Below are 25780 nucleotides of genomic sequence, written 5' to 3'. Positions count from 1 at the left end.
TCCGTTGGGTATAGCATATCCAGGTAGTGCATTTAGTGCAGAAGATATAAAATGGAAATTATCTGATCCTATTTTACTTAAGGGTGGATTTTCTTTAAGGTTAACTTCTGATAATATATTGAAAATGAATGAAGAAGTTTTTGATAAAATCATAATTGATATAGATAAGAGAATAATAAAAAGAAACATAAATCCATTATACTTACAATTTTATTCTGGAGAGCAAAATGGGATTTCCATAATGGAATCACCGATAGCTCCCAAGAATAAAGTGATATTAGGAAAGGAGTATTCTTACTCTTATAAAATTTTAGATTTAAATCATATTATTACTAATGATATCCGAGCAGAATTGATTTACCCTGATGAAATAAGGAACTTTATAGAAATAGTGAATGTGAAAGTTAATCCTGACATATATACAGAAGAGCAAATAAAGGAAGAGTATAGAGGTAAAGTGGATGAAGAAAAATTAAACGGACTAAAGATTTATGAAATCCAAAGTACATATATCATAAAGAAACAAGGGAGTATAATTTTTCAACCGGAAATAAAACTCTTTTTTGATAAATACGCACACAGTTTAGCACCCTTAGAACCAATCAGTTTTTTCAATTTTGTCGATGCACAATAGAATATAAGATTGGAGGGACAAGCTAATGACTGTAAAAAAACGGTTAACTATATTCTTAATGTTTTTAGTCTTATTAACAGGTTGTAAAGGAACTAGCTCCGATGTTTCAAGTGATACAGCAGTACCAAATGATAAAGAGTATAATTTGATGATTACTAATAACAGTCCATTATTTTTGAAAAGTGTAGTTGTAACTGTTGAAGAAAAAAATAACAATCAGATTAATTCTTTAATTGATAGTAATATCAACCTTGGAGAGGCCGCGAAGTTCAGTATTAATAATGGAAAACATGCGTTTAAGATTACACTTAATCCAAAAAAAAATTACTCAGTAAGTAAAGAATTTCGCGAAGAATTTGAAAAAGACAAAGTTGTTGAGTATCAAGTGAAAATTGAAGAAAACGAAGTAATTATTAAAAAAAAGGATAGTTAATAACTCAGCTTTGGCAGAGCATGAATTGAACGAACTGACAATCCAGTTCGTTCTTTTAATATCAAACCCATATGATGCATAACTTGTTCTAGAGGCTTGTTTACTCAAAAACAAACTTTACTCGCTGATCCCCGTCCCACATCGCTCTTACCTGATCATAGTAAATATCAACATCATTATAGATGATGTCTTGATATTGATTAGCCAGCTCCGGATAGTGTTTATTAATGAAGCGTTCCAAGGTTAGTGCAGGTTTGGTTTCTCTATTTAATCTAACCTTATCCAGGAACACCGGTATATCCTTATCAAGAGCATTCATCATTAACTCTACATTAGTGATTCCAGGCAAAATCGGCGTAATAAATGCCCAAACACGAATTCCCATTCTATGTAACTCATTGGCTGTCTGTATATTACTTATTAGTGTATAGTCATCCACCTGCTTCAATTGTTGTAGATTAGATAGTCCTAAGAGCAGAGTGAACTTGTTACCCATCGCTTTTATTACATCAAGGTCTCTATAAATCAGCTTTGATCCTGCTTTCGTAGTTACCATGCACTTTAGGTTCAACTTGCTTAGTTCAATCAGACATTTCCTAGTTAATTGATATTTCCGGTCAATCTCCATATAGGGATCACACTTGCTTCCTAGATACACAGTATCTTCTTTATTCCAGTTCATCAATTCATCTTGGAGAATATCCGCGATATTAAGCTTAACCTTTAAGTCAATGTTCCACTCTTCATCTTCTAACTGGAAACAATATGGACAACCCACCGTACATCCATCATAGGGATCAATAATGGGTACCGTTCCTCCGTCTGGCGGATATTCATATGTCATTGCCTTGCTAACTAGAATCTCTTTAAGCATTTCCCATCCTCCTCAATCCATTTATAGGAAGATAGTACATCTATTCCCGAAAAAAATATAGACTTATATTCGCCAATTTGTTATGATGTTGAATAAGGTCTTGAAAAAAATACCTATACAAATTACACATCCCTGGATCATTGTGATCCAGGGATTTTCTCTACTAATATTGTTTGGTCATCGAAGATTCGTGCAATGGAGCTCAGACCGTCAAATCCGCAAGAAAAAGAAAGTACCCAAACGCTCTCGGTTGGAAATTTAATCATTATTAGCAAATATTATCCAAGCCATAAAAAGGAGCAGCAAGAAGCTTCCAGCAAACAAATAAACAACAGAGACATTATAGACACTCATAATGAAGTATGAAAGCAACGGTCCTAAAGCCGCCCCTACATCAACGAAGATGGTATATATGGTCATAGCTTTCACTCGGTCAGTACGTGCTGCAGCATTAGCGGCAAACGTATCGGTAGCTGTAACTAGTAAGGTAGAACTGATCTGGAAGATCAGCAAACAGATAAGCAGCAGTCCAATCGATTGCAGGTTCCCTAACAGGATAAATAAACATCCAGCCAGGAATAAAGGAAGCAGCAGCAAACGGTATTTTGATGAACTGGAATCAATGATTTTTCCGAAAAAAGGAGCCAAAAAAGGTTCCCAGCCCCAGCGTATAGCTTGAATAGCTCCTGCAAGGGTTGCTGCTCCAATCATGAAGCCGAAAGCATCCCATTCACTAGTATACACACGCCCGATCAAAGGACTTAATGTAGAAGAGAACAATCCGAAAATAACTAAACCGATACTTCCTCCAGTTATGAATAACATGTGTAAATAAGGAGAGCCGATACGCGTTCCAGACAATTGAGCTCGTTCCTCGTCCTGATGTTCAGCTTGCAAAGGGATCATCATCCATACCAGCGGGACAAATAGCAAGCCTATTAGTGAAAATAGAAGGGTCACAAATAAAATTGAGGTTTGGTCTACCAGAAACCCTCCACATAGCATGCCGACTAATGATCCAAGTCCCCATATCCCGTTATAGAGACCGGTGTATCTCCCTCTATTGGTTTCGTTCGTAATATTCACCAAGGTTAGAAAGCCGCCTAGACGAAGAAGAGACCACCCCACTCCCCAGCATGCACGCATAATGAGTAAGTACCAGAAATGATGCAATAACCCGTAAGATATTGTCGTGATTAAAGCAAGCCCGAGTGCCAATAATACGCCTGTTCGCAATTGAAAATGCTTGTAAAATATCCCCACCAATGGGTTAACCGGGAGGCGGATAAAGCGATTTATGGAGAGTAACACTCCAATCTGCCACACTGCACTTAAGCCAAATTCTCTCCAGTAAATAGGGAGAACGACAAATAACATTGCATCTCCTAAGACAGCTACCCCAGTTAATAGAGCGATTCCAATAACCCTATTTTTAGTATTCATCCTTACTCTCCATACCTTCTCCCTTCCAAATTAACCTTTATAGGCCTGAATAACCTGTTTCAACTTTTGGATCGCGGATCTTCTGTGGTCATGCTGTTCATCCTCATTAGTCTCTACTTCAGCAGCCGTCTTCCCTGGGGATATTTCAAAAATTCGTGAATAGCCTGATTTCCAGCTTCCCCTTGCTTCAAAAGCGATCTCTCCGTGCAGTTTAGCTTCCACGACTTTCTGTTCTCCATTAGGAAATATAACCGCAAGCGCACTTTGAAAATAAGCTTTACGGTCCATACAATTTTTCATTTTGATTAAAATTTGTGCCGCCCGATCATCATCACTACCTTCCATCCATCTTGCAGTTTTCACACCTGGAAAACCGTCTAGCACCTCAATAAATAGGCCTGAATCTTCTGCAATAATGATTAAATTATCATCGCCGGGTACTGCTCGCACCTTTAGTAAAGCATTAGCCTCACAGGTATCTCCAGTCTCCTCGACATCATCAATATCCCCGTGCTCATACTCTTCTAATGTTAGAATTGGAAGATTCAGAGAAGCAAGACCCTCCGTTAACCATTGTTTCTTAGAATTGTTCCATGTTGCTAGCAGTATCCTCATGTTACGCTCCTTTTTGATTCTGAAATTTATGAATAAAATTTTTATATAACTTATTATGGTTTAATATGTAATATAATGGTTCATTAAAACATTAAATCATTTATATAATCTGAGTGTTAATTTAACTCACTTTCTATGTGTTTTTGAATAAAGTCCGGCCAGAAAAAGAAATAACCCAAACGGCTTCAATTCGTAGGAATTGGAACGGTTTGGGTTATTCTTATTGCAATAGCTTGCTTAAAAAAGAAGCTTTAAGATGACAGCGGGCTTGTCCGCAGTATTTTTTCATAACATGCGTATATTTGATTATCCACCGGTTTAAAGGGCAAAATGACATCTCCTCGATGCTCAAATCCCCTTTTCGTATAGAACTTTAAGGCAGCCTCGTTTTTGGAAAATACATCAAGCCGAATCCCGTCATATTGTCCTTTCACAGCCGTCTCCTCAAAAAAGTCCAGTACTCTATTCCCTAACCCTTTTCCTTGAATCAGCGGATTAATGAACAAAGCATGCAAGAGGAGATATCTCCCCTGCTTAAACCGCCACTTCACTTCTTCCCACTCGGGCATCGCATGTTCATCCAGTACAAATGATCCTGCAATTTCGTCCTCATGTTCAATTACATACAGTTCTCTATGTTCTAGTTTCTCCAAAAAGTAGGCTGTATTAGGGTACTGATCATTCCACTGATAAATGCCCTTCTGTTCCAGATCACGTTTACACGCAGACAATATCTTTTCTATTTGCTCCAAATCCTCAGATATGGCCTCTCTAATCTCTACTCCATTGGTCGTCATTTATCTACTCTCACTTTCTCATTTACTCTGAATATGGAACGCCCTCTGCTATTTCAATAACCGGCTGTGTCTCGATGGAGACATTACCCGCTACGGCTCTGGAGATCATGCAGGATGCTTCTGCGTTATGTGCCAGTTGCTCTGCCTTGCTCAATTCAGCCTCTGTTGCATCGCTCTTCAGCACAATTCGTGGTTTGTGTACGATCCGTTCGTACGTAAATATGTTATTCGTTACATCTACAGTCGCTTCAGACTCCAGTGTCAGATCCTGTGGTGTAATATTCGCACGCTCAAGCATCGCTGCCAGCGTAATTAGATAACAGGTTGACGCTGCTCCCAGCAGCATTTCGTCAGGATTAGTACCCGTTCCCGGGCCACCCATCTCCTTCGGAATCGAAATGATTGTTTTTAATCCGCCTGCATCGATATGTCCTTCACTATTACGTCCACCATTCCATACTGCTTTTAGATGAAAAGGATGTTTCAACTCACTCATTCCTTTCGATAATCTCCGATTCATTCCATCATACCATAGCGCTCCAGGAAGGAGAATTTCTAGTCAGCTCAAAAAGAGAGAGCTTAGACTCTCCCAACGGAATTGTACCATTTAGAAAAAACACAAATTTGTGTGTATATGCCACCAGCTTCAAATCCATCTAGACGTAAGTTTCACGCTTGAAAGAGCTATTTTAAATGTGAAAATCACTTTTCAAGCTCAAATGATGTTGTACTTCTCCTTAAATTCGATGGACAACTCACTCCAGACGTCGTACTTATTCCCGTCAGGATCCGTAATAATAAAATTCCTTCCCGAATGCCCTCTATCTTCAATGTCTCCAACGGATACACCGTTATCCGATAATTCCTTGTGCAGCTCAATTAACGCTTCTATCCCGTTTACTTCAAATGATAATGGAAACATTAGACCGTCATTAATAGTCTGAAAGTTAGCGAGAGTGCCCTGCGCACTTTGAATTAAGATAAAGCTTTGGTGAGCTAAATTAAGAATGGCATGATTATTTCCTTCATCTATATAACTTAGTTCAGCATGTAGTTTCTCACAAAACCATTTTGCAGATAATCCAGGGTTCGTTACAGGTAAATAAATCGTGCCTACTCGCATTAGCTTTGACATCGTTTAAAGAGCCCCCCTAATCATCGCTTTCTATTCAGATGCCATATTACTCGCTACCCTGATTTAGATATGTAACTTCATTGCCTTCAATTAATTTCCTAAGGCCTTCTTGGTAATAAGGCATTAATTCTTCAGCCTTTTCAATATCGATCCAGGCAATGGTTGAGATTTCTTCAGGTCTTACAATTTCTTCGTTTCCACCTATCACTGCAGCTCTGAATGTGAAAAATAGGGCATGTTCATTTTGCTTTTCAAACTTGCATTCATTTAAGGCTACTAATCCAAATACTTCAATATCTAAACCCGTTTCTTCTTTCGCTTCTCTAATTGCTGCTTGCTCTAAAGTTTCATTGTGCTCTACAGTACCTCCTGGAAGAGACCAACTATCACTATCTCGATCTATATTGTGTACCATAAGAACTTTAGATTTAGAAAGATCAGTTATAAGTACATAAGTGACATCGATTCTTTTCAATGATTAACATCCTTTCTGTTATTGATTTTTCAACATCGTTCTAACTATTTTGGCGTATTGCTATGTACCCCCTCCTGTTGGAATGCCCCACGAATTTTTGTCTTATTATACCATGTACTGGAAAAGTATAACTCCACTAAATTTTGCCGCTCCTACTTGCAAGTTCCCACCCAATTTTAACGATAGCAACCACTACTAAGTTGGAAAAGTTATGAAGCGTTCTCGCTAGTCCAAATAAAAAAGGCTACCTCTATGAGGCAGCCTCTTTGTTGCACTTTAAAATACTTTTGTCGTCCACGATTCGCAGTTCCATGTTTCTGTCACGATATCTTGGTAAAATTCAGGTTCGTGGGAGATCAGCAAAATGCTGCCCTTATACGCCTGAAGAGCACGCTTCAGCTCGTCTTTCGCATCCACGTCCAAGTGGTTGGTAGGCTCGTCAAATACGAGCAGGTTCGACTCGCGGTTAATCAGCTTACACAAGCGGACTTTAGCTTTCTCTCCGCCGCTCAGGACCGCTATCTTGCTCTCAATATGATTAGTCGTCAGACCACATTTGGCCAAAGCCGCCCGAATTTCAAACTGTGTGAAGGACGGGAACTCGTTCCAAATTTCTTCGATACAGGTGTTGTAGTTCGCTTCCTTTATTTCCTGTTCGAAATAACCAATGTCTAGCAGGTCACCAAGTTTGGCGGAACCAGAAATCGCTGGAATTTGGCCGAGAATGCTTCGCAGCAGTGTAGTTTTACCGATTCCGTTCGAGCCGACAAGCGCTATTTTTTGTCCACGCTCCATGCTCAGGTTCAAAGGTCTGGACAGCGGTGAGTCGTAGCCAATTACGAGATCCTTTGTTTCAAAAATTACCTTGCCTGAAGTACGCCCGGACTTGAAATTGAATTGCGGCTTCGGCTTTTCCTTAGCAATTTCGATAACATCCATCTTATCCAGCTTCTTCTGCCGGGACATCGCCATATTCCGGGTAGCTACGCTGGCCTTGTTCCGGGCAACGAAGTCCTTGAGGTCCGCAATTTCCTGCTGCTGGCGTTTAAAGGCGGATTCAAGCTGTTGCTTTTTCGCTTCATATACTTGCTGGAAGTAATCGTAATCGCCCACATAACGCGACAACGTCTGATTTTCCATATGATAAATCAAGTTGATGACGCTGTTCAAGAACGGAATGTCATGTGAGATCAGGATGAAGGCATTCTCGTACTCCTGCAAATACCGCTTAAGCCATACGATATGCTGCTCATCCAGATAGTTCGTAGGCTCGTCAAGGAGCAAAATGTCTGGTTTCTCAAGCAACAGCTTGGCCAACAATACTTTAGTCCGCTGACCGCCACTGAGATCATGGACGTCTTTGTCAAGACCGATGTCTGTAAGACCCAGCCCGCGAGCCGTTTCATCGATTTTGGCGTCGATCATATAGAAATCTTGGTTCGTCAGTGTATCCTGAATCGTTCCGACATCCTCCAGCAGCTGCTCCAGTTCCTCCGGGGACACGTCGCCCATTCTGCCGTACATATCGTTCATCTCTTGCTCCATATCGAACAGATACTGGAACGCCCCGCGCAGAACATCGCGCATGGTTTGTCCTTTTGTAAGCACAGCGTGCTGATCCAGATAGCCCGACCGCATGCGTCTGGCCCATTCAACTTTACCTTCATCCGGCTGAAGTTTGCCGGTGATGATGTTCATGAAGGTGGATTTACCTTCACCATTGGCACCGATCAGACCAATATGCTCGCCCTTCAGCAGTCGAAAGGATACATCCGTGAAAATTGCACGATCTCCAAACCCGTGACTTAGTTTCTCTACATTTAATATACTCATGAATTAACTCCTGTTCCTTGTATAAAGTATCCTCGTCATATTATAAAGGTTCTCGCCGCTCAACTCCATACAGATATTAAAAATAAACAAAGAACCTGTACATTATCTCGTACAAGTCCATAGATATTGGCATTTGTTTGCGGTTGATCCTACAAATATGTACAACCCTTTAATCTATAGTGGTGGAGTTTTCGTCACTTTTGTACTCTAAAATATCTCCTGGCTGACAATCTAAAGCCTTACAGATCGCTTCTAACGTGGATAATCGAATCGCTTTTGCCTTTCCGTTCTTCAATATGGAGAGGTTAGCCATCGTGATTCCTACCCTCTCGGAAAGTTCTGTTACGCTCATTTTTCTCTTCGCCAACATCACATCAACATTGATTATAATGGCCATTATTTTCACCTCAGACTGTCAAATCGTTTTCAGATTTTATAGCAATTGCCTCTTGTAAAAGCCTTTGGAGAACAGCAGCAAACACAGCAATCACCATCGAGGCAAAAATTATGATTACTCCAATCGCTGGCACCCCCGGGGGATCCACTTTCTGCGCGATAAGATAGAACAAGGGCAAGCCAAGCATATACAAACCGCTGATTGTGATTGCACAGTATTTTATTTTGTTCAGCACGCTGACGGATAGTTCAGAGAACGCTTCATTCTTGTCAATATAGCCCAAAAGCTTCAACGCTTGATACAGCGCAAAGTAAAAAGGAATTGCTGATCCATAAAAAACGATAAAGGCAAGATATTTGATATAAGACATATCTGGATACAACTCTGCTACAAACTTCACGATCTCGGGCACCAAAAAGATGCATATAGCAAGAACTGGAAGTGCAATTATAAACACCGCTGCCTTTAAAAAAAGTGTTGTTCCAAGTTTCATAAAAGTCCCTCACTTATCATTGAATTTATTTAGACTTTAACACGGTATTTATCGTTTTACAATAAATAATTTTCGAAAATAAATATATTTTTATTGCTATAAAGAATAAAAAAGGCAACCGTGTACGGTTACCTTAAGAAATATGCATGAGTTGAACTTTCATTATGCACTTCTATATTCTTCAACAGTAATAACTAAAACTTATAGTACCAAAAAATCGCCTTTTCATTAGCTGTTGGGAAATTTGAATAAAGCATACTATCAACCCCACCGATTACAAAATTGTTTTTTGCATAAAAATCACAAGCAGACACATTCACATCTTGTGTTTCAAGCATAAGCCCAATCAGGTTATTTTGCTTTGCCCACGCTATAGATTTTTCTAATAACTTCGTTCCAATCCCTTGCTGTCGCCACTCCTTGGATACCCCAATGTCATCAACGAAAGCATACCCATTCCAATTAGAACGAAGTCTAATCCGTCCAACGCAGATATCACCATCGTAATATAAAAAAATAGCTTTTCTTGGATCTTCAATATAAGATGTATCGATATCTTCATTCTCATATTGCTTTAAGTATGTTTGAGAAAATATCTCTTTCGTATAAGACCATTTTCCATCTTCATACTTAGGGATCACTCGACCAGAAACGATGAAACTCTCGTTTGAGTTGTTATAATCATCTATATTGGAGTAGGTCATTTTTATAATCATTTCAACGTTCTCCATTTTTCAAAGTAAGCAATCATATTTTGTTATTGTTCTTTACTTTTAATCGTGAAGCTACGGACTTTCATCCATTTGCCCCCAACCAGCTCATCGATGGTTCCCTTCTTCGTTCTGACGCAAAATTTATGCTCAGTTCCTCTGTCAAAACCCGTTGCCTCATACAGCAGATCATCACCGTTTTGTCCTTTAAAATAAACCTGCTTCAATCCGAGCCTGTTTAACAACTCAAGCTTTACACTTTCAATATACATGCGCGAATATTCTTTTGACATCCTGTTCCTCCTGGGGTTAATTTCCTATGACCTACTGCTCAAAATTTCTATATCTCGATTGGTTTCTGCTAAAATGGATATTCGGTTACCCATATTTCAAATCCCTTATGATTATTATAATCGATAACTTCATATCACCAAATTGTAAGACAACAAAGGAATGATAACCCGAGTAAAATACTTATTCATTTAGTTCGCCAATTTATCTCTTCAATTATTCCCCTGTATCGTTCTATATCAGATTGAAATTCCAAGCCATTTATAGCCATTATTTTTTTGAGTTCCTCTAATTTTTGTATTAACTCTTCTGAAAAATTAATTAGTTCTCCCCATGAAAAAGAAAATTTATTAATAGTCTTTATGGATCGATCCATAAAAGGTGAATGTTCAGTTAACCAAAACACGTTTTCAACCTCATGGATGACTTCAACATAGTACCCTCCACAACCAAATATGCCGCAAGTACATGTGAACATAGGATACTTTCCCGGACAAAGTAATGATTCGAAAAATTCGTTTTCAACAAACACTTCATCTTGATCCAATTTTTCTCCATTTATATATAATGCAATCCTCCAATCTACAATAGGAACCATTCTTCCTTTGTGTTTCGTTATATTTTTATATACTTTTCTTATGTCTACTTCCATATCAAAGGATAATATATCTTGTTTCATTTCATTATCCTTCTTTGAAAAAAACTTCATATTTCACCCCATAATTCTTTTGGATATTATAACTAGCGTATTATTAAAAGAGTTCATGATAGCAATTTTCAACGGAATTATTGCCACACCCTCAGCTATTATCATTTTGTATCTCCATCCCTCTGACAGAATCTATATTGTCTGTAGCTTGTTATCATAGGTTTTCATTGTATTTCGTTAGCTTCAGCGACACAGTTGGAGTGCTCTGTTAGATCTAGGCCAACAACATAGGACGAATAGGAGATCCTGAACCATTTTTGATCTTCAATGGAAGTGCCATAAAAACCCCAATTGCAGGAGCTTGGCTCATTCTACTGAATCCCTCCATAATTAAAATATTGTTCGGCAAAAAATATTCCACATGACCAGGAGCACTTAGAATTTTCCCATCTAACATGCAAATATCTACACCCGGGGTATCTGCCCCAATTGCTTTAATTCCTGCCTCACTAAAATATTTGCATACTGCGTTGGTTAGACCAGGTTCATTTTTACCCCACCATTCTCTTTCATTACCACTACTGTCTGGCGTGTAATATTTGTCCCAACCAAAATCAATAAGAACAATATCTCCTGCCTGAAGGGAGAATTTATCACGCTCTTCTATTTCTTTAATGATTTCTAATTCAACTGGTTTACCTGCCTCAGGAGCAAAGGACGCAAGATCGTATTTCTTATAAGGACCAATTAAACAATCGACGGGCAATTGATCAATCGTTGCTTGTTCTCCATGACAATGGACAGGGGCATCAACATGAGAACCCGTGTGCTCTGAAATAATTAAGGTTTGTGCATAATAACCATGGTGGCAAAAATTGCGATGATTCTCCACAATGCCGAGTGAGGGATGATTATGAAATCCAGGCATATTAGTTTCGAATGTCGGTGAAATATCATAGGCTTTAAGTTGATTAAAATAATTCATAAAGTTATGTATAATATCAGTCGATTTCAAAAAACTACCTCCAAGTCTGGTTAAATGTTATTTCTATCATACTATTAAATGGAATACTATTACGTCTATAACTATAATTACAAACAAAAAACTCCTGCTCAAAGCAGAAGTTCCTACATAGTTTAATCACATAAGCATCTCTTCAATGACAGGTATGTGTGGGTCAATAAATAGCTATAACCGATATATAAGAAGACGGTCTTGTTATCGCGCTTGGCGATTTCAAAAGCTTCTTCTGACCAAGGGAACCAGTTCACCGGATTATGAGCGTTTTGCAGCAAGTAAGACGACTTTGGGGGGCTAATTTTTTGAGTAATTTTTGAATTGCATGGAACTAGTGTTACTGAAATTTTCACCCGATTGCAACACCGCATATAAAAAAGCCACCAATCATCATCAAACACGGTGATTGATGGCTTCTTAAAATCGTAAATCATTAAGTTTAAGCTTAAGCGGTTGATTATCATCAGGCAGTCTGATATTGCAATGAAGCTGTTAATTTCATGTTACTCCATATTCACTATCCGTTCCTTAACATCCTCAAAGGAATAATCACACAGTTCTAACATGGAGTACATCGAGTCTCGGAGCTTCAAAGGTAGGCTTTAAGGTAAAAATACTGTGCTAATTCAACGAGCAAAGGATTATTCACCTGATCCAGTTCCTCTCAATCTATGGCTAAACCTCACTCCACACGTAAACGTTCAATTAATATTTTGGAGTTCATATGCCGGGCAATCAACCAAGAAATCAAAAAGCTGTAAGCTAGAAGGAAAACGATCCCCAAAGCTATTCCTACCCAAGAGATTATAATGGTTTCACCTATCCCGCCAAGAACTGTTAGAACAGTTAGAGATAGATATACACCCGTGATCACACCTATAATAGCAGCCATCAAACTGAATAATCCCGTCTGCAATAGTAGCACCCGAGTAGTCTGCACGCGGGACATTCCTAAACTTACCAGAATGGCTAGCTCCCTTTGTCGTGATCGGTAGAACGCCGCCAACGTATTATATAGCGCCATAAGCCCAATTACACCAGATACCACTGCAATAGCTAGTATAAGATAGTAACGTTGGTTAATTTGATTTTCCTCAAGTGCTAATGCCGAATCCTTTTCCGAAGCTTCTAGTAATGGATACTGATTCTTAAATTGTTGTAATTTTACTAAGACATCGTCTTTAGTTCCAGGCTTTACGAATATCAACCCTGTCAGTAGATAATCTTGCTCTGTAGGCAGCATTGAATTGTTTGTATCTACATAAGCACCGTATAAGAAACCCCATGAACCTGGTAGATCTTCCTTTACTACTGCAGTAACTTTTAATGTTTTGGCGGTAATTACTCCTTCTGGATCTACAAGCTGAATAAAATCTCCTTTGGCAAGGTTAAGCTTATCTACATACTTTTTCGTAAGTACGACAGCATCATTCACTTCACCTAAAGGTGGTAAAAGACCTCTTTTTTGAAGTTCGGCAAGTGGAGCCCTCATATAAGTAAAGGATTGAACTGGGTCTCCTGACATGCCCAATGGATCTGCAATATTAACAGAATTCTCTGTAGTTATTGTAATAAATCCCTTAACACCTTCTATATTTTGGATATCATTCGCCAGGGATAATGGCAAAGTAGACATTCCCCTTTTATGATTCATCAGCACGATATCACTAACGTATTCCTTCTCCACTCTCTCAACCGTATTAGCTTTAATTGTTCCATATATAGATAATCCTAAGAGTGGAACTGCGATAGATAGAGAAATCAAATACAGAATTAAACGATTTTGATTAGCATAAGTACGTAAATAAGCTGTAGATAGAACTAACTCACGTGCACGCTGGCGCTCAAGTAATCGCGTTAGGCTCGCAAGCATTTTTTGAAATAACACTGGAACTATTGCAAGAAAGGAAATAAAAACAAGAAGTCCACCACTTACAATCTTGGGTATTGAACCAGAAGAGGCAATTAAGCCATAGATTTGAAGTAATAGTCCTACTAACCCAAGTATAATCCATATTTTTTTAAGTTTAGGGGTTTTAATATATTCAGCTTGACTTGCCTCGCCAATGTGAACTAATGGCAACCGATAAAAGGCTCGACGGATTGGAATCATCAAGAGCAGAATAAAGAGGCAGACTGCTAATGTAGCTTGACCTACCACGGAAAATATATTTATAGTAATACTGTCTGTGGTTATACTCAATGCTTTGGCAATCAGATCACCGAACCCTTTTACCAGACCGATGGACAGAATCATTCCAAGTAGACTCCCCATCATCACTACCAGTATGAGTTGAGTCAAAATAATCGTTAATAACTGACGTTTATTGGCTCCATTAGCTTGAAGAATAACTAGCTGTCTAAGATAATCCAACATCATCAGCCGAAAATTACTAAATATGAAAGCTATAGCCATACTCAACGATAAAAAACTTAAAATACCACCTGTCCATTGTAAGTTAGCTGCATTCTTTTGAACAAATTCTGTTTGTGATACGATTTCTGATTTTAACGGTAACTGAAGCTTTGCCTCAATACTTGACAACACTTCATTTGTATCTACACCGTCCTCTAAGTTCAACAACACCAAATTAGCTCCGTCCACGCCTAAAGAAGCTTGCAAAGAGCGCATTGGAAAAATGACCACATCAGGAGCGGAAATCCCACGAATATCCGGTATAATCTCAGCGACTTTCCATTTCTTTTGAGAAAGGTTGTGTGTGGGTAGAGTAACCCACTTTCCAACAGATGCAGATAATTTATCTGCAAATCCCTGTGTTAAGACGATTTGATTGTCATCTAGAGGGACTGTGAATTTATAAAGTTCTTTACTTAGTTTTGTATTGTCCACTCCAACGTAGTAATATGACTCACCTAGGACAGGATTAACCAAGACCTTTGAGTAGTCTAAAATTCCTCTCTGCTCCACCATCTTTTCAAGTTGCCCGTTCTCAAGCACTTTACCTGACTGCAGACCGACCATAACATCCATTTCACCATAGAGCTTTTTAATTTCTCTATCAAAAGAGTGATTCATACTTTGAATAATGATCTGAGTACTACACATTACTCCAACCGCTAGCGATACACTTATTATGGAGAAAAAAAGCTTACTTTTAGCTGATGATGCCAATCGGATGGCAATACCGATCAAACGATAGATCATTATAAAACAATCCTATCCGTTTGATAGAGTTGCTGGATAATCATGCGGTTACGTTCACTCTCCGCGACATCCTTAACAATAAGTTCATTCTTAATTTGTCCGTCACTCATAAAAAGGATTCGATCTCCATAACTAGCAACCAACGGATCATGAGTCACGAGAAGAATAGTCTGATTTAAATTCCGTTTGAGTTTAAGCAGAAGTTCCATCACCTCAGTAGTGGTATGATGATCCAAGTTGCCTGTCGGTTCATCGGCAAGTAAAATTTCAGGATTTTTAACGACTGCTCTAGCAAGTGCCACCCGCTGCTGCTGTCCGCCAGATAGCTCGAATGGACGATGATTCCCTCTTTCGCTCAGTCCGACCAGTTCAAGGATTGATTCGACCCGATTCTTGATTTGCGATGGAGCCTGTCCATCTAAAACTAGTGGCAGTGCGACGTTCTCCTCAACGGTTAAGGACGCAATTAAGTTGTATGATTGAAACACAATACCGACAGAAGAGCGTCGATATTTGGTGAAAAATGATTCCTGCTGTGGCTTGCTTATTTCCATGCCTCCAATAAATATACGACCCGATGTGGGCGAATCTAATCCACCGATAATATTCAGTAAAGTACTTTTTCCGGAACCACTGGTACCCATTATCACTATAAATTCGCCTTTCTTCACACTCATTGTCAGCTTCTGCAAAGCATTAACTGTAACGCTCGAAGTGCTGTGGGTCTTGACTAAGTCTTCAACCTGCATAATATATGAGCTATCCATGTTTTATTCTCCCCCCTTATACCCGTTGATGTTTATCCGGTGAGTCTTTGTACATATTCATCTGTTTAATATACATACTGTAGTAAGCACCCTTCTTTTCAAAGAATTGATCGTGTGACCCTTTTTCTATGATTTGTCCACGATCCATGACTAATATGACGTCTGCAAATCTAACTGGATCCAAACGATGAGAACCTAGACTCAAATTGTACATATAGACTGTGCCCTTATTATACAATAAATTGGAAAAATATAACTAAAATAATTTTTTTAATTTTAATCAAAAAAGCTCCCGCCAATAACACTGGCAGTAGCTTCGAACAATTGATTCACGCGAACATCCCATCAGTGACAAGTGCTATAACCGATGGAGAGGAAGATGGGCTTGTGCTCATGCTTGGCGACTTCAAAAGACACTTCTCTATGAGTTACTCTCATCAATCTATTATGCGCACAAGTGCTGCTATTCTTTTCCCTTTCAATATAATTGATAATACGCAACTGATCGCAGCAAGCCCCATCCACAATAATACTGAATACGACATCCATACGCTGATCATATAGTAACTGTAGTTGATCAAATAAGGCCAGATCAGAATTAATATCAGTAACAGCACTTTTGAGATCAGATAGATACCCGCTCCAATTCTTTTCCTGCGTCTTGACCGTTTAGTATGCATGGTTTGTATGTCTGCTCCGGCCAGTTTAATCGCCTTAACACTTATGCTAATGACTGCTAGCAGGACCAAGAATGAGAATACCCAATCAATTAAAATATAGCTATCATCATATTTAAAGGGAGTCATAGGCTTCCCGTTCATATTCTCATAAATATTTTGCGCAATCAGTGACGAAGCAGTCGAATTCAAATTAGACAGTACAAATATACCCTCTTGCCGTTCTAAATCAATAATGACGTGTGAGGAATAATTAGGATTGCTTCCAGTATGGCTAATCATCCGCTTTTCCAGATCATTGCTCCATCCGTATGAATAGTACTGACCCTCAGCTTCATATCCCGCACTCTGGAGGTCGGCTTCATGAGATTGCAGTATAGCCTTTCTTAAATTATCTGGTATATCCCCTATTCCCATCTGGGCATTGGTCCAGCGCGCCAAATCCTTTATGTTTGACACTAGATACCCTGCAGCAATGTTCCCATAATATCTGGGAGCATCATACTCTAAGCTTTTGCCAAAAAATACGCGGTATCCTCTGCTAAGCTGATCCGGTTTCTTTTCCTGACCTGTAGAAAAGTAGCTGTCTGTCATGCCCAGCGGAAGTAGAACATTCTGAGTTACATAATCCTGATAGCTTATACCTGTAACCTTCTCAATAATCATCGCCAAAATATCATAATTAACGGTTGCATACTGATATTCTGTACCCGGATATGTATCTAGTGCAATGTCCGAAATTTTATGTATAGTGTTTCCAAGCGTTTCTGAAGTCGTTCCTTCAGGAATCAATTGAATACTCCATGATGGAATCCCGCTTGTATGAGCCAACAGCTGGTTAATTGTAATATTGGCCTTCTCTCCTTTAAAGGTTGGGGCGAACGTGGAAAGATAATCTGAGACATTATCCGAATACGCTAAATATCCCTCTTCCTTCAATAAAATTATTGCCAGCGCCGTAAATGCCTTGGTAGTCGATCCTAATTCAAACAGTGATTCTTCATTCACTTCCTTTTGTTGATCGACATCCGCGAACCCGTATACTTTAAATTCTGTCCTGCCCTGCTTGGATGAAACCATTGCAACTCCAGGAGTTGCTGTTTTGGCCATTATGGTCTCTACCATGTCATCGACATCCCCATATTTCCCCACTGTGAACAGAGTCCCAAGCTGCTGCCACCAACCAGCAATAATAATCGCGATTAATAGGACTATACTTGCTGAAACTACCATTTTTATCTTAAAAAAATTACCCATTGCTTCTCCTTCCTTCGGATCATACTCATTGCATACTTCGTATATTCCAGAATTTTCTTCATCTATTTGACGTTCTATCTGTTCACTTCACTGCGGCAATATAGCTATTTGCAAAAAAAGCTCCCGCCAATAACACTGGCAGAAGCTTCTTTGAACAATTGATTCACATAAACATCTCAAACGATAGTCTTCAGGAAAACCTATTAAATTATGTGCGGCGCATATAAGCGCGGACGGTAATTGGCACGAAGATGGCCACAATTACTGCGGCACCAACTAGCGAATAGACAAGATCGCTACCCACGGTTCCCTGGTTGACCAGATTGCGGACGGCGGTGACAAGATGCGAAATCGGATTGACCTTAACAAACCATTGGAGCCAATTCGGCATGGTATCGACCGGTACGAAGGCATTCGAGAGAAAAGTGAGCGGGAATAGGACGATCATCGAGATCCCTTGTACGCTGGAAGCTGTGCGCGCAATAACGCCGAAGAAAGCAAAGATCCAGCTAATGGCCCACGAACAAGCAATGACAAGCAGTCCAGCCAGCGCAACATATCCAAGGCCACCCTCTGGCCGGAAGCCCATGATATAGCCCATGGCGAAGGTAAGTACAGTAGCTATGGTATATCGAACCGTATCCGCGAGCAGGGCACCGGCGAGCGGAGCTATTCGAGAGATCGGAAGTGATTTGAAGCGGTCAAACACGCCTTTTTCCATATCCTCACGCAACTGTACACCAGTGACGATAGAGGTTGTTATCACGGTCTGAACAAGGATGCCGGGGATGATAACGGGCAAATAACTCACTACATCCCCTGAAATAGCCCCGCCAAAGATATAAGTGAACATCAGGGTGAAAATGATCGGTTGAAGCGTAACATCAAACAGTTGTTCAGGAGTGCGCCGGATTTTGAGCAGACCTCTGTAGGCCATGGTCAATGAGTTGCGTACCGACTGACGTAAGCTGGTATGATTTTTCAATTGGCGCTCTGCACCTGGTTTTATTAAAGTACTCACGCTGTTACCTCCTTAGTACTCTTCGATAATTCTGACGCAAGCTGCGCGTTCTCCTTCACACCATCGCCTGTAAGCGTTAGAAAAACTTCGTCAAGTGTTGGTTTCTGTACACTCATCTCTGACAATGGAATCCCCGCCTCGCGAAGCGCGATCAACAGATCGGTAACCACATCGACATTCCCCATCGGTGCAGTGATCACCCCTGCCTCCGCCGATAAATTAGACCGGACGTTAAGCACCTTCTCAACAGTCTGACTGGCATTGCTCATATCCTGCGGGTTCTGAACCTTCAAATGCAGCGATGAGGTACCGACAGATGATTTCAGCTCATTTACAGTACCTTCCGCGACGACTCGGCCTTTGTCAATAACCGCAATCCGGTCGGCAAGCTGATCCGCCTCCTCCAAATATTGCGTTGTTAACAATACCGTTGATCCAGTACTTACGAGCCGCTGGATGGTATCCCACATCTGATTACGCGTCCGCGGATCAAGTCCGGTAGTTGGTTCATCCAGGAAAATGAGCGGCGGCTGAGCAATGAGACTTGCGGCTAGATCCAGCCGGCGGCGCATACCACCAGAGAAATTTTTCAGCGGACGTTTCGCGGCTTCACTAAGTCCGAACTCCTCAAGTAGTTCTGCGGATTTTCTTCGTGCCTCGGCGCGCCCCAGTCCAAGCAGTCTTGAGAAAATAAGCAGATTCTCGATCGCACTAAGTGACTCATCGACAGATGCATATTGGCCAGTTACACCGATTAGTTGACGCACAATCTGAGGCTCTTTAACCACGTCATGTCCGAAGACACGCGCGGAACCTCCATCTGGCCGCAATAAAGTTGCCAGCATGCGAATTACGGTTGTCTTCCCTGCTCCATTAGGACCTAACACCCCATAGATCATCCCCGTGCCTACACTGAGATTTACACCATCAACGGCACGGTTGCTTCCATACGTTTTGACGAGTCCTTGCGCTTCGATCGCCCAGCCACTTTTGTCCCGCGCTGTGTTCGCTTTTTGAAATGAATTCACGTTCTACTCCCCCTAAGCAATTGAATGTATAACGATCGTAACCGGTATTTATAAACTGAATTTAAACTCGTAACGTAACGATTCAAAATAAGCATCACACGACGTCAGTAGCGTTTTTTCATGATTTATTAAAACAAAAAACCGATCCTTGTGGATCGGACTGGAGATGTATCCTTTAATCATTCTTGAGATCTGCTCAAGCCTTTTCGCTGTAATATGTTTCGTTGCAGATGCTTTTCCCTTGATTTACTTTTGAAAAAGAAAAAGACGTTAACCAGATATATTACATCCGTTAACGCCTTCACCTTTCAAGATTGAAATAAAAATATCCAGTTCATCAAAGCCTAGGAGGTTATGTCAGTTGTACGTAAGGAAGCCAATACGAGCTTAACGATATGGTCTGCGGTCACTGCAGAGTCATAGTTTGTGTTCTCTAACAGGCTTTTTTGTGCAGTATGAATCTTAAATGAAAGAGCGGCGCCAATGACAAACATCAGCGTATGATCCAGTGAATCAAAGTGGAAGAAGCCCTCGTTACGGCCCCGTTCCAGCAGTTCGCGCACCTTCTCCCATACCGGTTGGACATAGATAAGCACGATATCAGCACGTGGAGAGGTGAGTTCAATCTCCTGCTTGATGATGTTGCTCAGTTCTGAGTCCTCTAGCCCGAAGAAAATAATCTCCCGGATCAGCAAAGTCAGTCCCTCTACAGGATGACTCAAGAGGTCACCACTATCCTTTATCCGATTCCCTGAAAAAAACTGTTCAAATATAGCGCGCAGCAAATTCTCCTTGCCGCCAAAATAGTAAGAGACGAGCGCCACGTTCGCTCCTGCTTCCTCACAAATTTGTCTTACACTGGTACCGTCATAGCCTTGTCGCGCAAACAATTTCTTGGCCGCTAGCAGGATGCGCAGCTTCATGTCGGGATCAGCTGTAGTCATGATTCAATCAATCTCCTCGCGTGATCATATAGAACCTATTATGGATGCTTTATCACGGATAGGCAAGTCTCCCGTAGCGTAAAGACTGGCTACACATAAGAAGTCTCCTGCGTGAAGCCGATCCTCTTTTGAACCCAATATGCGAAACGAATTCACAGAGACCTTTTATTCAACAGGAGCCACAACAGGCGCTGCCACACGCGTAGTTTGTTTGCGAAGTCCTGTCGCAGCCAGACTCACGAGAAGCGAAACTGCGAGGATCGCCACCAGTAAGAGAACGTCAGGGACAACACTTGGACCTCCGAATAACAAATTCATCGATCCGTCCACCGCATAGGTCGCTGGCAGGTAATGACTTAACCCTTGATAGAAGTCACCCAGTAGTTCACGTGGAACCATCGCCCCTGAGGAAACCAGCTGCAACGACAATAAGGTCATATTAAACAACATTCCAGCCATACCGAAAACGATCAAGAACATTTGCGCGAAGAACATAAAGGTCAGAAGGAATAATGCTTGGAACAACCAAACGGAGACAAAGCCTCCTGCATGCTGGCCCCCCAGTCCGGCGATCAGTGATGATCCGATCAAAGAGACGACGACTGCGGAACTGACGTTAATGACGACCCGAGCACCAAACTTACTCCATCTTGAGATACCAGGACCAATCATGTCCGTCGCCTGCTGAAAATTCATCCCCATGATCATGGCGCCTACGAACGAGGCGAGTACCATCATCATCGGCACCATCTGATTGTTCATGCCCTGAACAGGGTTGGTAAATGCCATATTTGAACTGATTTTATCTACGACGCCTTGTGCGATACCCTGTGCTTGAGCTGCCGGTACATTTGCCTGCTTCAGCACAGCTTCCGTTCCTTGAATTGTAACTTGCTTGCCCACGGTTGCTGTAATTTGAGCTGCTACGCTCTGCATCACACTCTTAATCATCATTGGATTAGATTCGTTGATCGTGTAACGAAGCTCAGCTTGTTGCCCCTGGCTTTGGAGCTGTTTGGAGAAATCTGAAGGCACCTGCAGTACCATCTGCACCTCGCGCCGTTCCAGACTTCCTTTCGCCTCTTCCAAATTCATTCCTGTTACCATATGAAACGGAAGTGACGATGCCAGCTGTTCGCTGATCTGGGCACCAGCCCCTTGGTCTTCATTGACTATTGCAATCGATAGCTTACTCGTATTCTCATTAATCCCTTTGTAACCTGTCATCCAGATGATACTAAAAATAACTTGAAACATCAGTAGCAACACAATTCCGATGATGGTCGCCGGTTTCTTCAAGTAAGCTTTTAAAGCATAAAGCATAAGTATCTCTCCTTTTTTTTGTAATTAATCCGAATTAAATGATCGTTTAAATTAAACGTTTGTTTTATTCTAGACCGACTTTTACCCGCTGTCAACTATTTAATGATAAATACAAAACACATCAGCGATACTCAGATTCAAGTAACCGTAGATGTGCCTTTAGCCGCTAAACTTAAGTTATTTCAACTTATCTATCTTCCCAAATTTCAAAAATTCTCCGGTGACATCTTTTCCAGCAACACAATATCTTCTCCTCGCTGTTGCCTCATTTGAATATTTTCTTTACCCCAAGAGCACATAACTTCAACGATTTTATTGGCGGTGACACCATATTCCGTGAGGCTGTATTCGACTTTTGGCGGCATCTGCTGATATACGTGTCGGCTTACAAGTCCATCCTTCTCAAGCTCACGAAGCTGCTGGATCAGAACCTTTTGTGAAATGCCGTGAATATTGCGCTGTAATTCGCTTGTTCGCTTCACACCAGACATTAACAAGCAGATGATCAACGCTTTCCACTTACCACCGATGATTTCAAGTGTGGCTTCTATACCCAGATTGTATTGTTTCATATCAATAACCCCTCATTCATGCTAACTGATGCAGTCGTCTAAAATTTCATTTTTGCATACATTTTTTTTCGAGTCCAGTACTTACTTTGAAGTAACCATCTTACTTCATTGTGTGTATTTTCTTTTTATAAAGCCTGCAACATAATGATGATATTCGAAAAATGAGGCAAGGCACCAGAGGCTACACTCTTTGATATGGGCCTGAGAAAGGAATTTTCATTATGAAAACACTAGTGATTATAGCACACCCGAATCTTGAGAATTCAAGGGTAAACAAGAGATGGAAAGAAGAACTGCTGCAATATCCAAACGATATTACCATTCATGAGCTTTACATGGAATATCCCAACTGGAACATTGATGTTCCTAGAGAACAAGAACTATTAGAAGCACATAACCACGTTATCTTACAATTCCCCTTGTATTGGTACAGTTATCCGCCACTATTGAAAAAGTGGTTTGATGATGTGTTTGCATATGGATGGGCTTACGGTTCAAAAGGTGACAAGCTTAACGGAAAAAAGATGGGACTTGCCATGTCTATCGGCGATAAAAAAGAAAATTATGTGCCAGAGGGCTCTGTTTCTTTTACCGTGGATGAAGTGACTACGCCTTTCAAAGCCAGTACAAAACATGTGGGCGCAGTAGCACTCCCCTACTTTGCAGTCTTCGGGGCTTCATTTCAAGCTAGCGATGAGGAGATCAATCACAGTGCGGTAGAATATATCAACTATATTACAAAGTATAAAAATCAATAAATAAAGCAGCGACAGAACAAGACTTGATAAATAAAGTCTTAGACTGCCGCTGTTGTAGTTCAATTATCGTTTTCCGTTAGTGAACAGGTATTTCCGATTTGATATCATTTTGACTTAAAAATTTCATTAAATCATTACTCAGCTGCACAATCTCATTGTTAGCACTATTCGCATAATCCGGCAACATCATATCCCTAACCATTTTAGTTCGTAGCCATGTCATAAAGAAAAGATCCAACAATAAGTTTGGAAATTTGAGCACCATTTTAAGCATTGGTGGATCAATTGAAACGCCGGCTTTTTGTATTGCCCTTAGATACGCTTTTAAAGTGACTGTTATTTTGCGTGCCGTCTTTCTGGTACTGGCTGTTTTTTTGTCAATGATCTTATTCTCTGAATGCAAAAAGCTCAACATGGCAATGTCTGATACGGAATGTGTGATTAGATACGCTTGCATATCCTTTTTAATAACGTAGGGAAGCTTTGCTGCTTTAAACACGTTTGCGAGTTTTTCTATGCGTTCAGTCACTACACCATTAATTTCTCCAAATGCAGTTGCCGCTATAATCTTTGGCAGAAATCGAGCATGCAGTACTCCATCTTTAATCTGTCCGCCGAATCCGGGAAAAGCTGGTAAAAGTCTATCCCCTACGATATCCAGCCATGAAGAAAATCCAATTGAATTATTAGTCATCGTAACTATATTTTTGCTTTGATTATCTTTTAGCGCTAACAACGCTGATTCAGACCGGTCATAACGAACGGTAACGAAAATAAAATCGTACACATCGTCATTTTCGAGCGTATCAATGACATTCACTTGTATCGATCTAACTGTACCTTTTTCTATATATTGCAGGCCATTTTCTCTTAATAATTTAAATCTATTAGAATGTGCAAACAGGCTAACGTCAAACCCTGCTTCAATAAGCTTCATTGCGTACATGCTCCCGATGACACCTGCACCAAAAATTAAAATTCTATCTTGTTTTGCTGACATTAAAACCACCCCTACTTATTAACATTTTCTTTTTCATTATCCGACAACATGTTGTATGATGTGATTATAAATTTTTATGATTCCTTGATCAACCATCAGTTTTTTATGATTTGTCGGATGATATTCTTATTCGCTAGTAGGAGGGAAACATGAACAAGCAACCCCAAATCACGGAGAAAACAAGACAGAAGTTTGTAGATGTTTTTTGTGAGTTATATAGCCAAAAGCCGATTGAGAAAATTTCGGTTCAGGAAATTGCGAATAAGTCAGGATATAACCGCAGCACCTTTTATCAATACTTTACTGACATTTACGAATTGTTAGACGCTGTTGAAAACGACTTATTGAATGAGATGAAAAAAGAATTGGCGAATAAAGAGCTATCGATGCATACGGTTCAAGATACGCTCTTTTGTCTGGATAAAAGAGAACATCTCCTGGTTCTTAATGCCCTTTTAGGTGATTATGGAAGTGTCCGTTTTTTAAAACGCTTAAAAAAAGAAATCACTTTGGATGAATTAGAATTAAACGTTCCGCAGAACCATTCCTTAACCCCATACTTCGTTGAGTTTTACCTGACAACTTCTCTTTCTTTATTTCGTCTTTGGCTCCAGCGTCAACAGGATTTATCGTCAGAAGAATTTTTCAAGCTAGTGGAGAACCTATATTCAAGAGGGATTACGCCCTATTTTAAAGAATAAGTCTGTCATTCAAGCTAAATCCATATGTTGTATAACGATAAAAAAGCGCGCATAAGCTTGTTTGCACAATATACTCCATAAAGACTGACCTACTCTTAAGGGGCCGCATTCTGTAAATACAGACTAATTACCTCTATTTGTGATACGGTTCACCATAATGTATCTAAACACAAAGTGTGGTTTGACCACAAAATATACATCAACATATAAAGACAAAGCCACTCCCAACAACGGAGTGGTTTCATTATTTCTCTTTATTTTGATCGTTTTTAGGTTTTATTCCACTCTTTATCGTTTGGAAGTATGGATGCAATATTATTTCAAAATCAGTATCATCGTTAATGTTTTCGAAGTATTTCCACAACAACATTTCCTCTGATTCAATTTGAATGACTTCAAATTCCATCTCTCTAGATTTATACACTATGACTTGTCCTAGACACAATTTTGTTTCTTGAACTATTCTTATGAATGGTTTTGCCATGCTTTCTATATCCTCTACATTTGGCATTGCATATTCCGTTGCTATACCTTCATTTCGCAATGCTTCAATATTACTCTCAATCCACTCCTTAAATCTTTGCTTAATCATTCTTCACCGCCTTTACGCCAAATTCTTACTATTGAATTATGCTTCATCCACAAGGTCACCTTTTGTATTAACTGCATTGTATCGTTCATATATGTTCATGACATTTAGTCCTCCTGTTCAACGTAAGATCACAATTAATTATACCATATGTTGGTATATGTGCTGTCGTATCGCTTA

29 protein-coding genes are annotated in these 25780 nt (G+C 40.1%); 4 read left to right on the top strand and 25 right to left on the bottom strand.

Features of this window, described 5'->3' with window-relative positions; genetic code table 11:
- The first annotated feature begins 4 nt into the window (after positions 1-4).
- Positions 5-634, top strand: a complete 630-nt coding sequence (locus tag ACFORK_RS05695) for a hypothetical protein (protein WP_379196548.1) — start codon at positions 5-7, stop codon at positions 632-634.
- A 25-nt stretch (positions 635-659) separates the two neighbouring features.
- The gene (locus tag ACFORK_RS05690) at positions 660-1067 is read left to right on the top strand and encodes a hypothetical protein (RefSeq protein ID WP_379196546.1); all 408 of its coding nucleotides are present in this window, start codon (positions 660-662) and stop codon (positions 1065-1067) included.
- Between the two features lie 100 nt (positions 1068-1167).
- On the opposite strand, the gene ACFORK_RS05685 is transcribed toward ACFORK_RS05690, so the two are convergent.
- The 23 genes from ACFORK_RS05685 to ACFORK_RS05575 all read right to left on the bottom strand — a co-directional run bounded on the left by ACFORK_RS05685 (position 1168) and on the right by ACFORK_RS05575 (position 22552).
- Positions 1168-1941, bottom strand: a complete 774-nt coding sequence (locus tag ACFORK_RS05685; protein ID WP_379196544.1) for an SPL family radical SAM protein — start codon at positions 1939-1941, stop codon at positions 1168-1170.
- Between the two features lie 258 nt (positions 1942-2199).
- Positions 2200-3384 (bottom strand): MFS transporter, encoded by a 1185-nt coding sequence (locus ACFORK_RS05680; RefSeq protein ID WP_379196542.1) that lies wholly within the window; start codon positions 3382-3384, stop codon positions 2200-2202.
- A 30-nt stretch (positions 3385-3414) separates the two neighbouring features.
- Complete coding sequence (locus tag ACFORK_RS05675) at positions 3415-3999, bottom strand: non-canonical purine NTP pyrophosphatase (RefSeq protein WP_379196540.1); 585 nt, start codon at positions 3997-3999, stop codon at positions 3415-3417.
- A gap of 251 nt (positions 4000-4250) precedes the next feature.
- Positions 4251-4796 carry a GNAT family N-acetyltransferase gene (locus ACFORK_RS05670; RefSeq protein ID WP_379196538.1) on the bottom strand — a complete coding sequence of 182 codons (546 nt, stop codon included), beginning with the start codon at positions 4794-4796 and terminating at the stop codon, positions 4251-4253.
- 22 nt (positions 4797-4818) lie between these two features.
- Positions 4819-5283 carry an OsmC family protein gene (locus ACFORK_RS05665; RefSeq protein WP_379197122.1) on the bottom strand — a complete coding sequence of 155 codons (465 nt, stop codon included), beginning with the start codon at positions 5281-5283 and terminating at the stop codon, positions 4819-4821.
- A gap of 228 nt (positions 5284-5511) precedes the next feature.
- The gene (locus ACFORK_RS05660; RefSeq protein ID WP_379196536.1) at positions 5512-5931 is read right to left on the bottom strand and encodes a VOC family protein; all 420 of its coding nucleotides are present in this window, start codon (positions 5929-5931) and stop codon (positions 5512-5514) included.
- Between the two features lie 46 nt (positions 5932-5977).
- Positions 5978-6406 (bottom strand): NUDIX hydrolase, encoded by a 429-nt coding sequence (locus ACFORK_RS05655; protein ID WP_379196534.1) that lies wholly within the window; start codon positions 6404-6406, stop codon positions 5978-5980.
- 276 nt (positions 6407-6682) lie between these two features.
- The gene (locus ACFORK_RS05650; protein ID WP_379196532.1) at positions 6683-8239 is read right to left on the bottom strand and encodes an ABC-F family ATP-binding cassette domain-containing protein; all 1557 of its coding nucleotides are present in this window, start codon (positions 8237-8239) and stop codon (positions 6683-6685) included.
- A gap of 169 nt (positions 8240-8408) precedes the next feature.
- Positions 8409-8636, bottom strand: coding sequence for a helix-turn-helix domain-containing protein (locus tag ACFORK_RS05645; protein WP_379196530.1), 228 nt, complete (start codon positions 8634-8636; stop codon positions 8409-8411).
- A gap of 10 nt (positions 8637-8646) precedes the next feature.
- On the bottom strand, positions 8647-9129 hold the full coding sequence (locus tag ACFORK_RS05640) for a DUF2975 domain-containing protein (protein ID WP_379196528.1): 483 nt from the start codon (positions 9127-9129) through the stop codon (positions 8647-8649).
- A gap of 194 nt (positions 9130-9323) precedes the next feature.
- A complete protein-coding gene (locus tag ACFORK_RS05635; RefSeq protein ID WP_379196526.1) occupies positions 9324-9845 on the bottom strand; it encodes a GNAT family N-acetyltransferase in 522 nt (173 codons plus the stop codon).
- Between the two features lie 41 nt (positions 9846-9886).
- Positions 9887-10132 (bottom strand): hypothetical protein, encoded by a 246-nt coding sequence (locus ACFORK_RS05630; RefSeq protein ID WP_175372575.1) that lies wholly within the window; start codon positions 10130-10132, stop codon positions 9887-9889.
- Between the two features lie 185 nt (positions 10133-10317).
- Positions 10318-10809 (bottom strand): hypothetical protein, encoded by a 492-nt coding sequence (locus ACFORK_RS05625; RefSeq protein WP_379196524.1) that lies wholly within the window; start codon positions 10807-10809, stop codon positions 10318-10320.
- 244 nt (positions 10810-11053) lie between these two features.
- Positions 11054-11794: a cyclase family protein gene (locus tag ACFORK_RS05620; RefSeq protein ID WP_379196522.1), complete on the bottom strand. Its 741-nt coding sequence runs from the start codon at positions 11792-11794 to the stop codon at positions 11054-11056.
- A 122-nt stretch (positions 11795-11916) separates the two neighbouring features.
- A complete protein-coding gene (locus tag ACFORK_RS05615; protein WP_379197120.1) occupies positions 11917-12168 on the bottom strand; it encodes a DUF255 domain-containing protein in 252 nt (83 codons plus the stop codon).
- A gap of 311 nt (positions 12169-12479) precedes the next feature.
- The gene (locus ACFORK_RS05610) at positions 12480-14963 is read right to left on the bottom strand and encodes an ABC transporter permease (protein ID WP_379196520.1); all 2484 of its coding nucleotides are present in this window, start codon (positions 14961-14963) and stop codon (positions 12480-12482) included.
- Positions 14963-15730, bottom strand: coding sequence for an ABC transporter ATP-binding protein (locus ACFORK_RS05605; RefSeq protein WP_379196518.1), 768 nt, complete (start codon positions 15728-15730; stop codon positions 14963-14965). The genes ACFORK_RS05610 and ACFORK_RS05605 overlap by 1 nt, the downstream gene beginning before the upstream one ends.
- Positions 15731-16167: 437 nt before the next feature.
- On the bottom strand, positions 16168-17664 hold the full coding sequence (locus ACFORK_RS05600; RefSeq protein WP_379196516.1) for a serine hydrolase domain-containing protein: 1497 nt from the start codon (positions 17662-17664) through the stop codon (positions 16168-16170).
- Between the two features lie 208 nt (positions 17665-17872).
- Positions 17873-18685 carry an ABC transporter permease gene (locus ACFORK_RS05595; protein ID WP_379196514.1) on the bottom strand — a complete coding sequence of 271 codons (813 nt, stop codon included), beginning with the start codon at positions 18683-18685 and terminating at the stop codon, positions 17873-17875.
- Positions 18682-19713 carry an ATP-binding cassette domain-containing protein gene (locus tag ACFORK_RS05590; RefSeq protein ID WP_379196512.1) on the bottom strand — a complete coding sequence of 344 codons (1032 nt, stop codon included), beginning with the start codon at positions 19711-19713 and terminating at the stop codon, positions 18682-18684. Before ACFORK_RS05590 ends, ACFORK_RS05595 begins: the two co-directional genes overlap by 4 nt.
- A 344-nt stretch (positions 19714-20057) precedes the next feature.
- Entirely contained in the window at positions 20058-20657 is a 600-nt protein-coding gene (locus ACFORK_RS05585) for a TetR family transcriptional regulator (RefSeq protein ID WP_379196510.1), read from the bottom strand.
- Between the two features lie 165 nt (positions 20658-20822).
- Positions 20823-21980, bottom strand: a complete 1158-nt coding sequence (locus ACFORK_RS05580) for a YhgE/Pip domain-containing protein (RefSeq protein WP_379196508.1) — start codon at positions 21978-21980, stop codon at positions 20823-20825.
- Positions 21981-22186: 206 nt separating this feature from the next.
- Positions 22187-22552 carry a winged helix-turn-helix transcriptional regulator gene (locus ACFORK_RS05575; protein ID WP_379196506.1) on the bottom strand — a complete coding sequence of 122 codons (366 nt, stop codon included), beginning with the start codon at positions 22550-22552 and terminating at the stop codon, positions 22187-22189.
- A gap of 221 nt (positions 22553-22773) precedes the next feature.
- Here ACFORK_RS05575 and ACFORK_RS05570 point away from each other — a divergent pair, with 221 nt between their 5' ends.
- Positions 22774-23310 (top strand): NAD(P)H-dependent oxidoreductase, encoded by a 537-nt coding sequence (locus ACFORK_RS05570; protein WP_379196504.1) that lies wholly within the window; start codon positions 22774-22776, stop codon positions 23308-23310.
- A gap of 76 nt (positions 23311-23386) precedes the next feature.
- On the opposite strand, the gene ACFORK_RS05565 is transcribed toward ACFORK_RS05570, so the two are convergent.
- The gene (locus ACFORK_RS05565) at positions 23387-24310 is read right to left on the bottom strand and encodes a ketopantoate reductase family protein (protein ID WP_379196502.1); all 924 of its coding nucleotides are present in this window, start codon (positions 24308-24310) and stop codon (positions 23387-23389) included.
- Positions 24311-24459: 149 nt separating this feature from the next.
- Between ACFORK_RS05565 and ACFORK_RS05560 the strand changes: the two genes are divergently transcribed.
- A complete protein-coding gene (locus ACFORK_RS05560; protein WP_379196500.1) occupies positions 24460-25011 on the top strand; it encodes a TetR/AcrR family transcriptional regulator in 552 nt (183 codons plus the stop codon).
- 244 nt (positions 25012-25255) lie between these two features.
- Here ACFORK_RS05560 and ACFORK_RS05555 read toward each other — a convergent pair whose 3' ends face one another.
- On the bottom strand, positions 25256-25603 hold the full coding sequence (locus ACFORK_RS05555; RefSeq protein ID WP_379196498.1) for an immunity protein TriTu family protein: 348 nt from the start codon (positions 25601-25603) through the stop codon (positions 25256-25258).
- Positions 25604-25780 lie beyond the last annotated feature (177 nt).

The organism is Paenibacillus sp. GCM10012306, assembly GCF_042649265.1.
GTDB lineage: Bacteria > Bacillota > Bacilli > Paenibacillales > Paenibacillaceae > Paenibacillus_AQ.
This window is presented reverse-complemented; position numbering and strand designations above follow the sequence as displayed.

Bases quoted from the DNA above. Each gene is read 5' to 3' on its own strand.
- ACFORK_RS05690 (WP_379196546.1), top strand. From the start codon at position 660: ATGACTGTAAAAAAACGGTTAACTATATTCTTAATGTTTTTAGTCTTA.
- ACFORK_RS05685 (WP_379196544.1), bottom strand. From the start codon at position 1,941: ATGCTTAAAGAGATTCTAGTTAGCAAGGCAATGACATATGAATATCCG.
- ACFORK_RS05680 (WP_379196542.1), bottom strand. From the start codon at position 3,384: ATGAATACTAAAAATAGGGTTATTGGAATCGCTCTATTAACTGGGGTA.
- ACFORK_RS05675 (WP_379196540.1), bottom strand. From the start codon at position 3,999: ATGAGGATACTGCTAGCAACATGGAACAATTCTAAGAAACAATGGTTA.
- ACFORK_RS05670 (WP_379196538.1), bottom strand. From the start codon at position 4,796: ATGACGACCAATGGAGTAGAGATTAGAGAGGCCATATCTGAGGATTTG.
- ACFORK_RS05660 (WP_379196536.1), bottom strand. From the start codon at position 5,931: ATGTCAAAGCTAATGCGAGTAGGCACGATTTATTTACCTGTAACGAAC.
- ACFORK_RS05650 (WP_379196532.1), bottom strand. From the start codon at position 8,239: ATGAGTATATTAAATGTAGAGAAACTAAGTCACGGGTTTGGAGATCGT.
- ACFORK_RS05645 (WP_379196530.1), bottom strand. From the start codon at position 8,636: ATGGCCATTATAATCAATGTTGATGTGATGTTGGCGAAGAGAAAAATG.
- ACFORK_RS05640 (WP_379196528.1), bottom strand. From the start codon at position 9,129: ATGAAACTTGGAACAACACTTTTTTTAAAGGCAGCGGTGTTTATAATT.
- ACFORK_RS05635 (WP_379196526.1), bottom strand. From the start codon at position 9,845: ATGATTATAAAAATGACCTACTCCAATATAGATGATTATAACAACTCA.
- ACFORK_RS05630 (WP_175372575.1), bottom strand. From the start codon at position 10,132: ATGTCAAAAGAATATTCGCGCATGTATATTGAAAGTGTAAAGCTTGAG.
- ACFORK_RS05625 (WP_379196524.1), bottom strand. From the start codon at position 10,809: ATGAAACAAGATATATTATCCTTTGATATGGAAGTAGACATAAGAAAA.
- ACFORK_RS05615 (WP_379197120.1), bottom strand. From the start codon at position 12,168: ATGCGGTGTTGCAATCGGGTGAAAATTTCAGTAACACTAGTTCCATGC.
- ACFORK_RS05610 (WP_379196520.1), bottom strand. From the start codon at position 14,963: ATGATCTATCGTTTGATCGGTATTGCCATCCGATTGGCATCATCAGCT.
- ACFORK_RS05605 (WP_379196518.1), bottom strand. From the start codon at position 15,730: ATGGATAGCTCATATATTATGCAGGTTGAAGACTTAGTCAAGACCCAC.
- ACFORK_RS05600 (WP_379196516.1), bottom strand. From the start codon at position 17,664: ATGGGTAATTTTTTTAAGATAAAAATGGTAGTTTCAGCAAGTATAGTC.
- ACFORK_RS05585 (WP_379196510.1), bottom strand. From the start codon at position 20,657: ATGACTACAGCTGATCCCGACATGAAGCTGCGCATCCTGCTAGCGGCC.
- ACFORK_RS05580 (WP_379196508.1), bottom strand. From the start codon at position 21,980: ATGCTTTATGCTTTAAAAGCTTACTTGAAGAAACCGGCGACCATCATC.
- ACFORK_RS05575 (WP_379196506.1), bottom strand. From the start codon at position 22,552: ATGAAACAATACAATCTGGGTATAGAAGCCACACTTGAAATCATCGGT.
- ACFORK_RS05570 (WP_379196504.1), top strand. From the start codon at position 22,774: ATGAAAACACTAGTGATTATAGCACACCCGAATCTTGAGAATTCAAGG.
- ACFORK_RS05565 (WP_379196502.1), bottom strand. From the start codon at position 24,310: ATGTCAGCAAAACAAGATAGAATTTTAATTTTTGGTGCAGGTGTCATC.
- ACFORK_RS05560 (WP_379196500.1), top strand. From the start codon at position 24,460: ATGAACAAGCAACCCCAAATCACGGAGAAAACAAGACAGAAGTTTGTA.
- ACFORK_RS05555 (WP_379196498.1), bottom strand. From the start codon at position 25,603: ATGATTAAGCAAAGATTTAAGGAGTGGATTGAGAGTAATATTGAAGCA.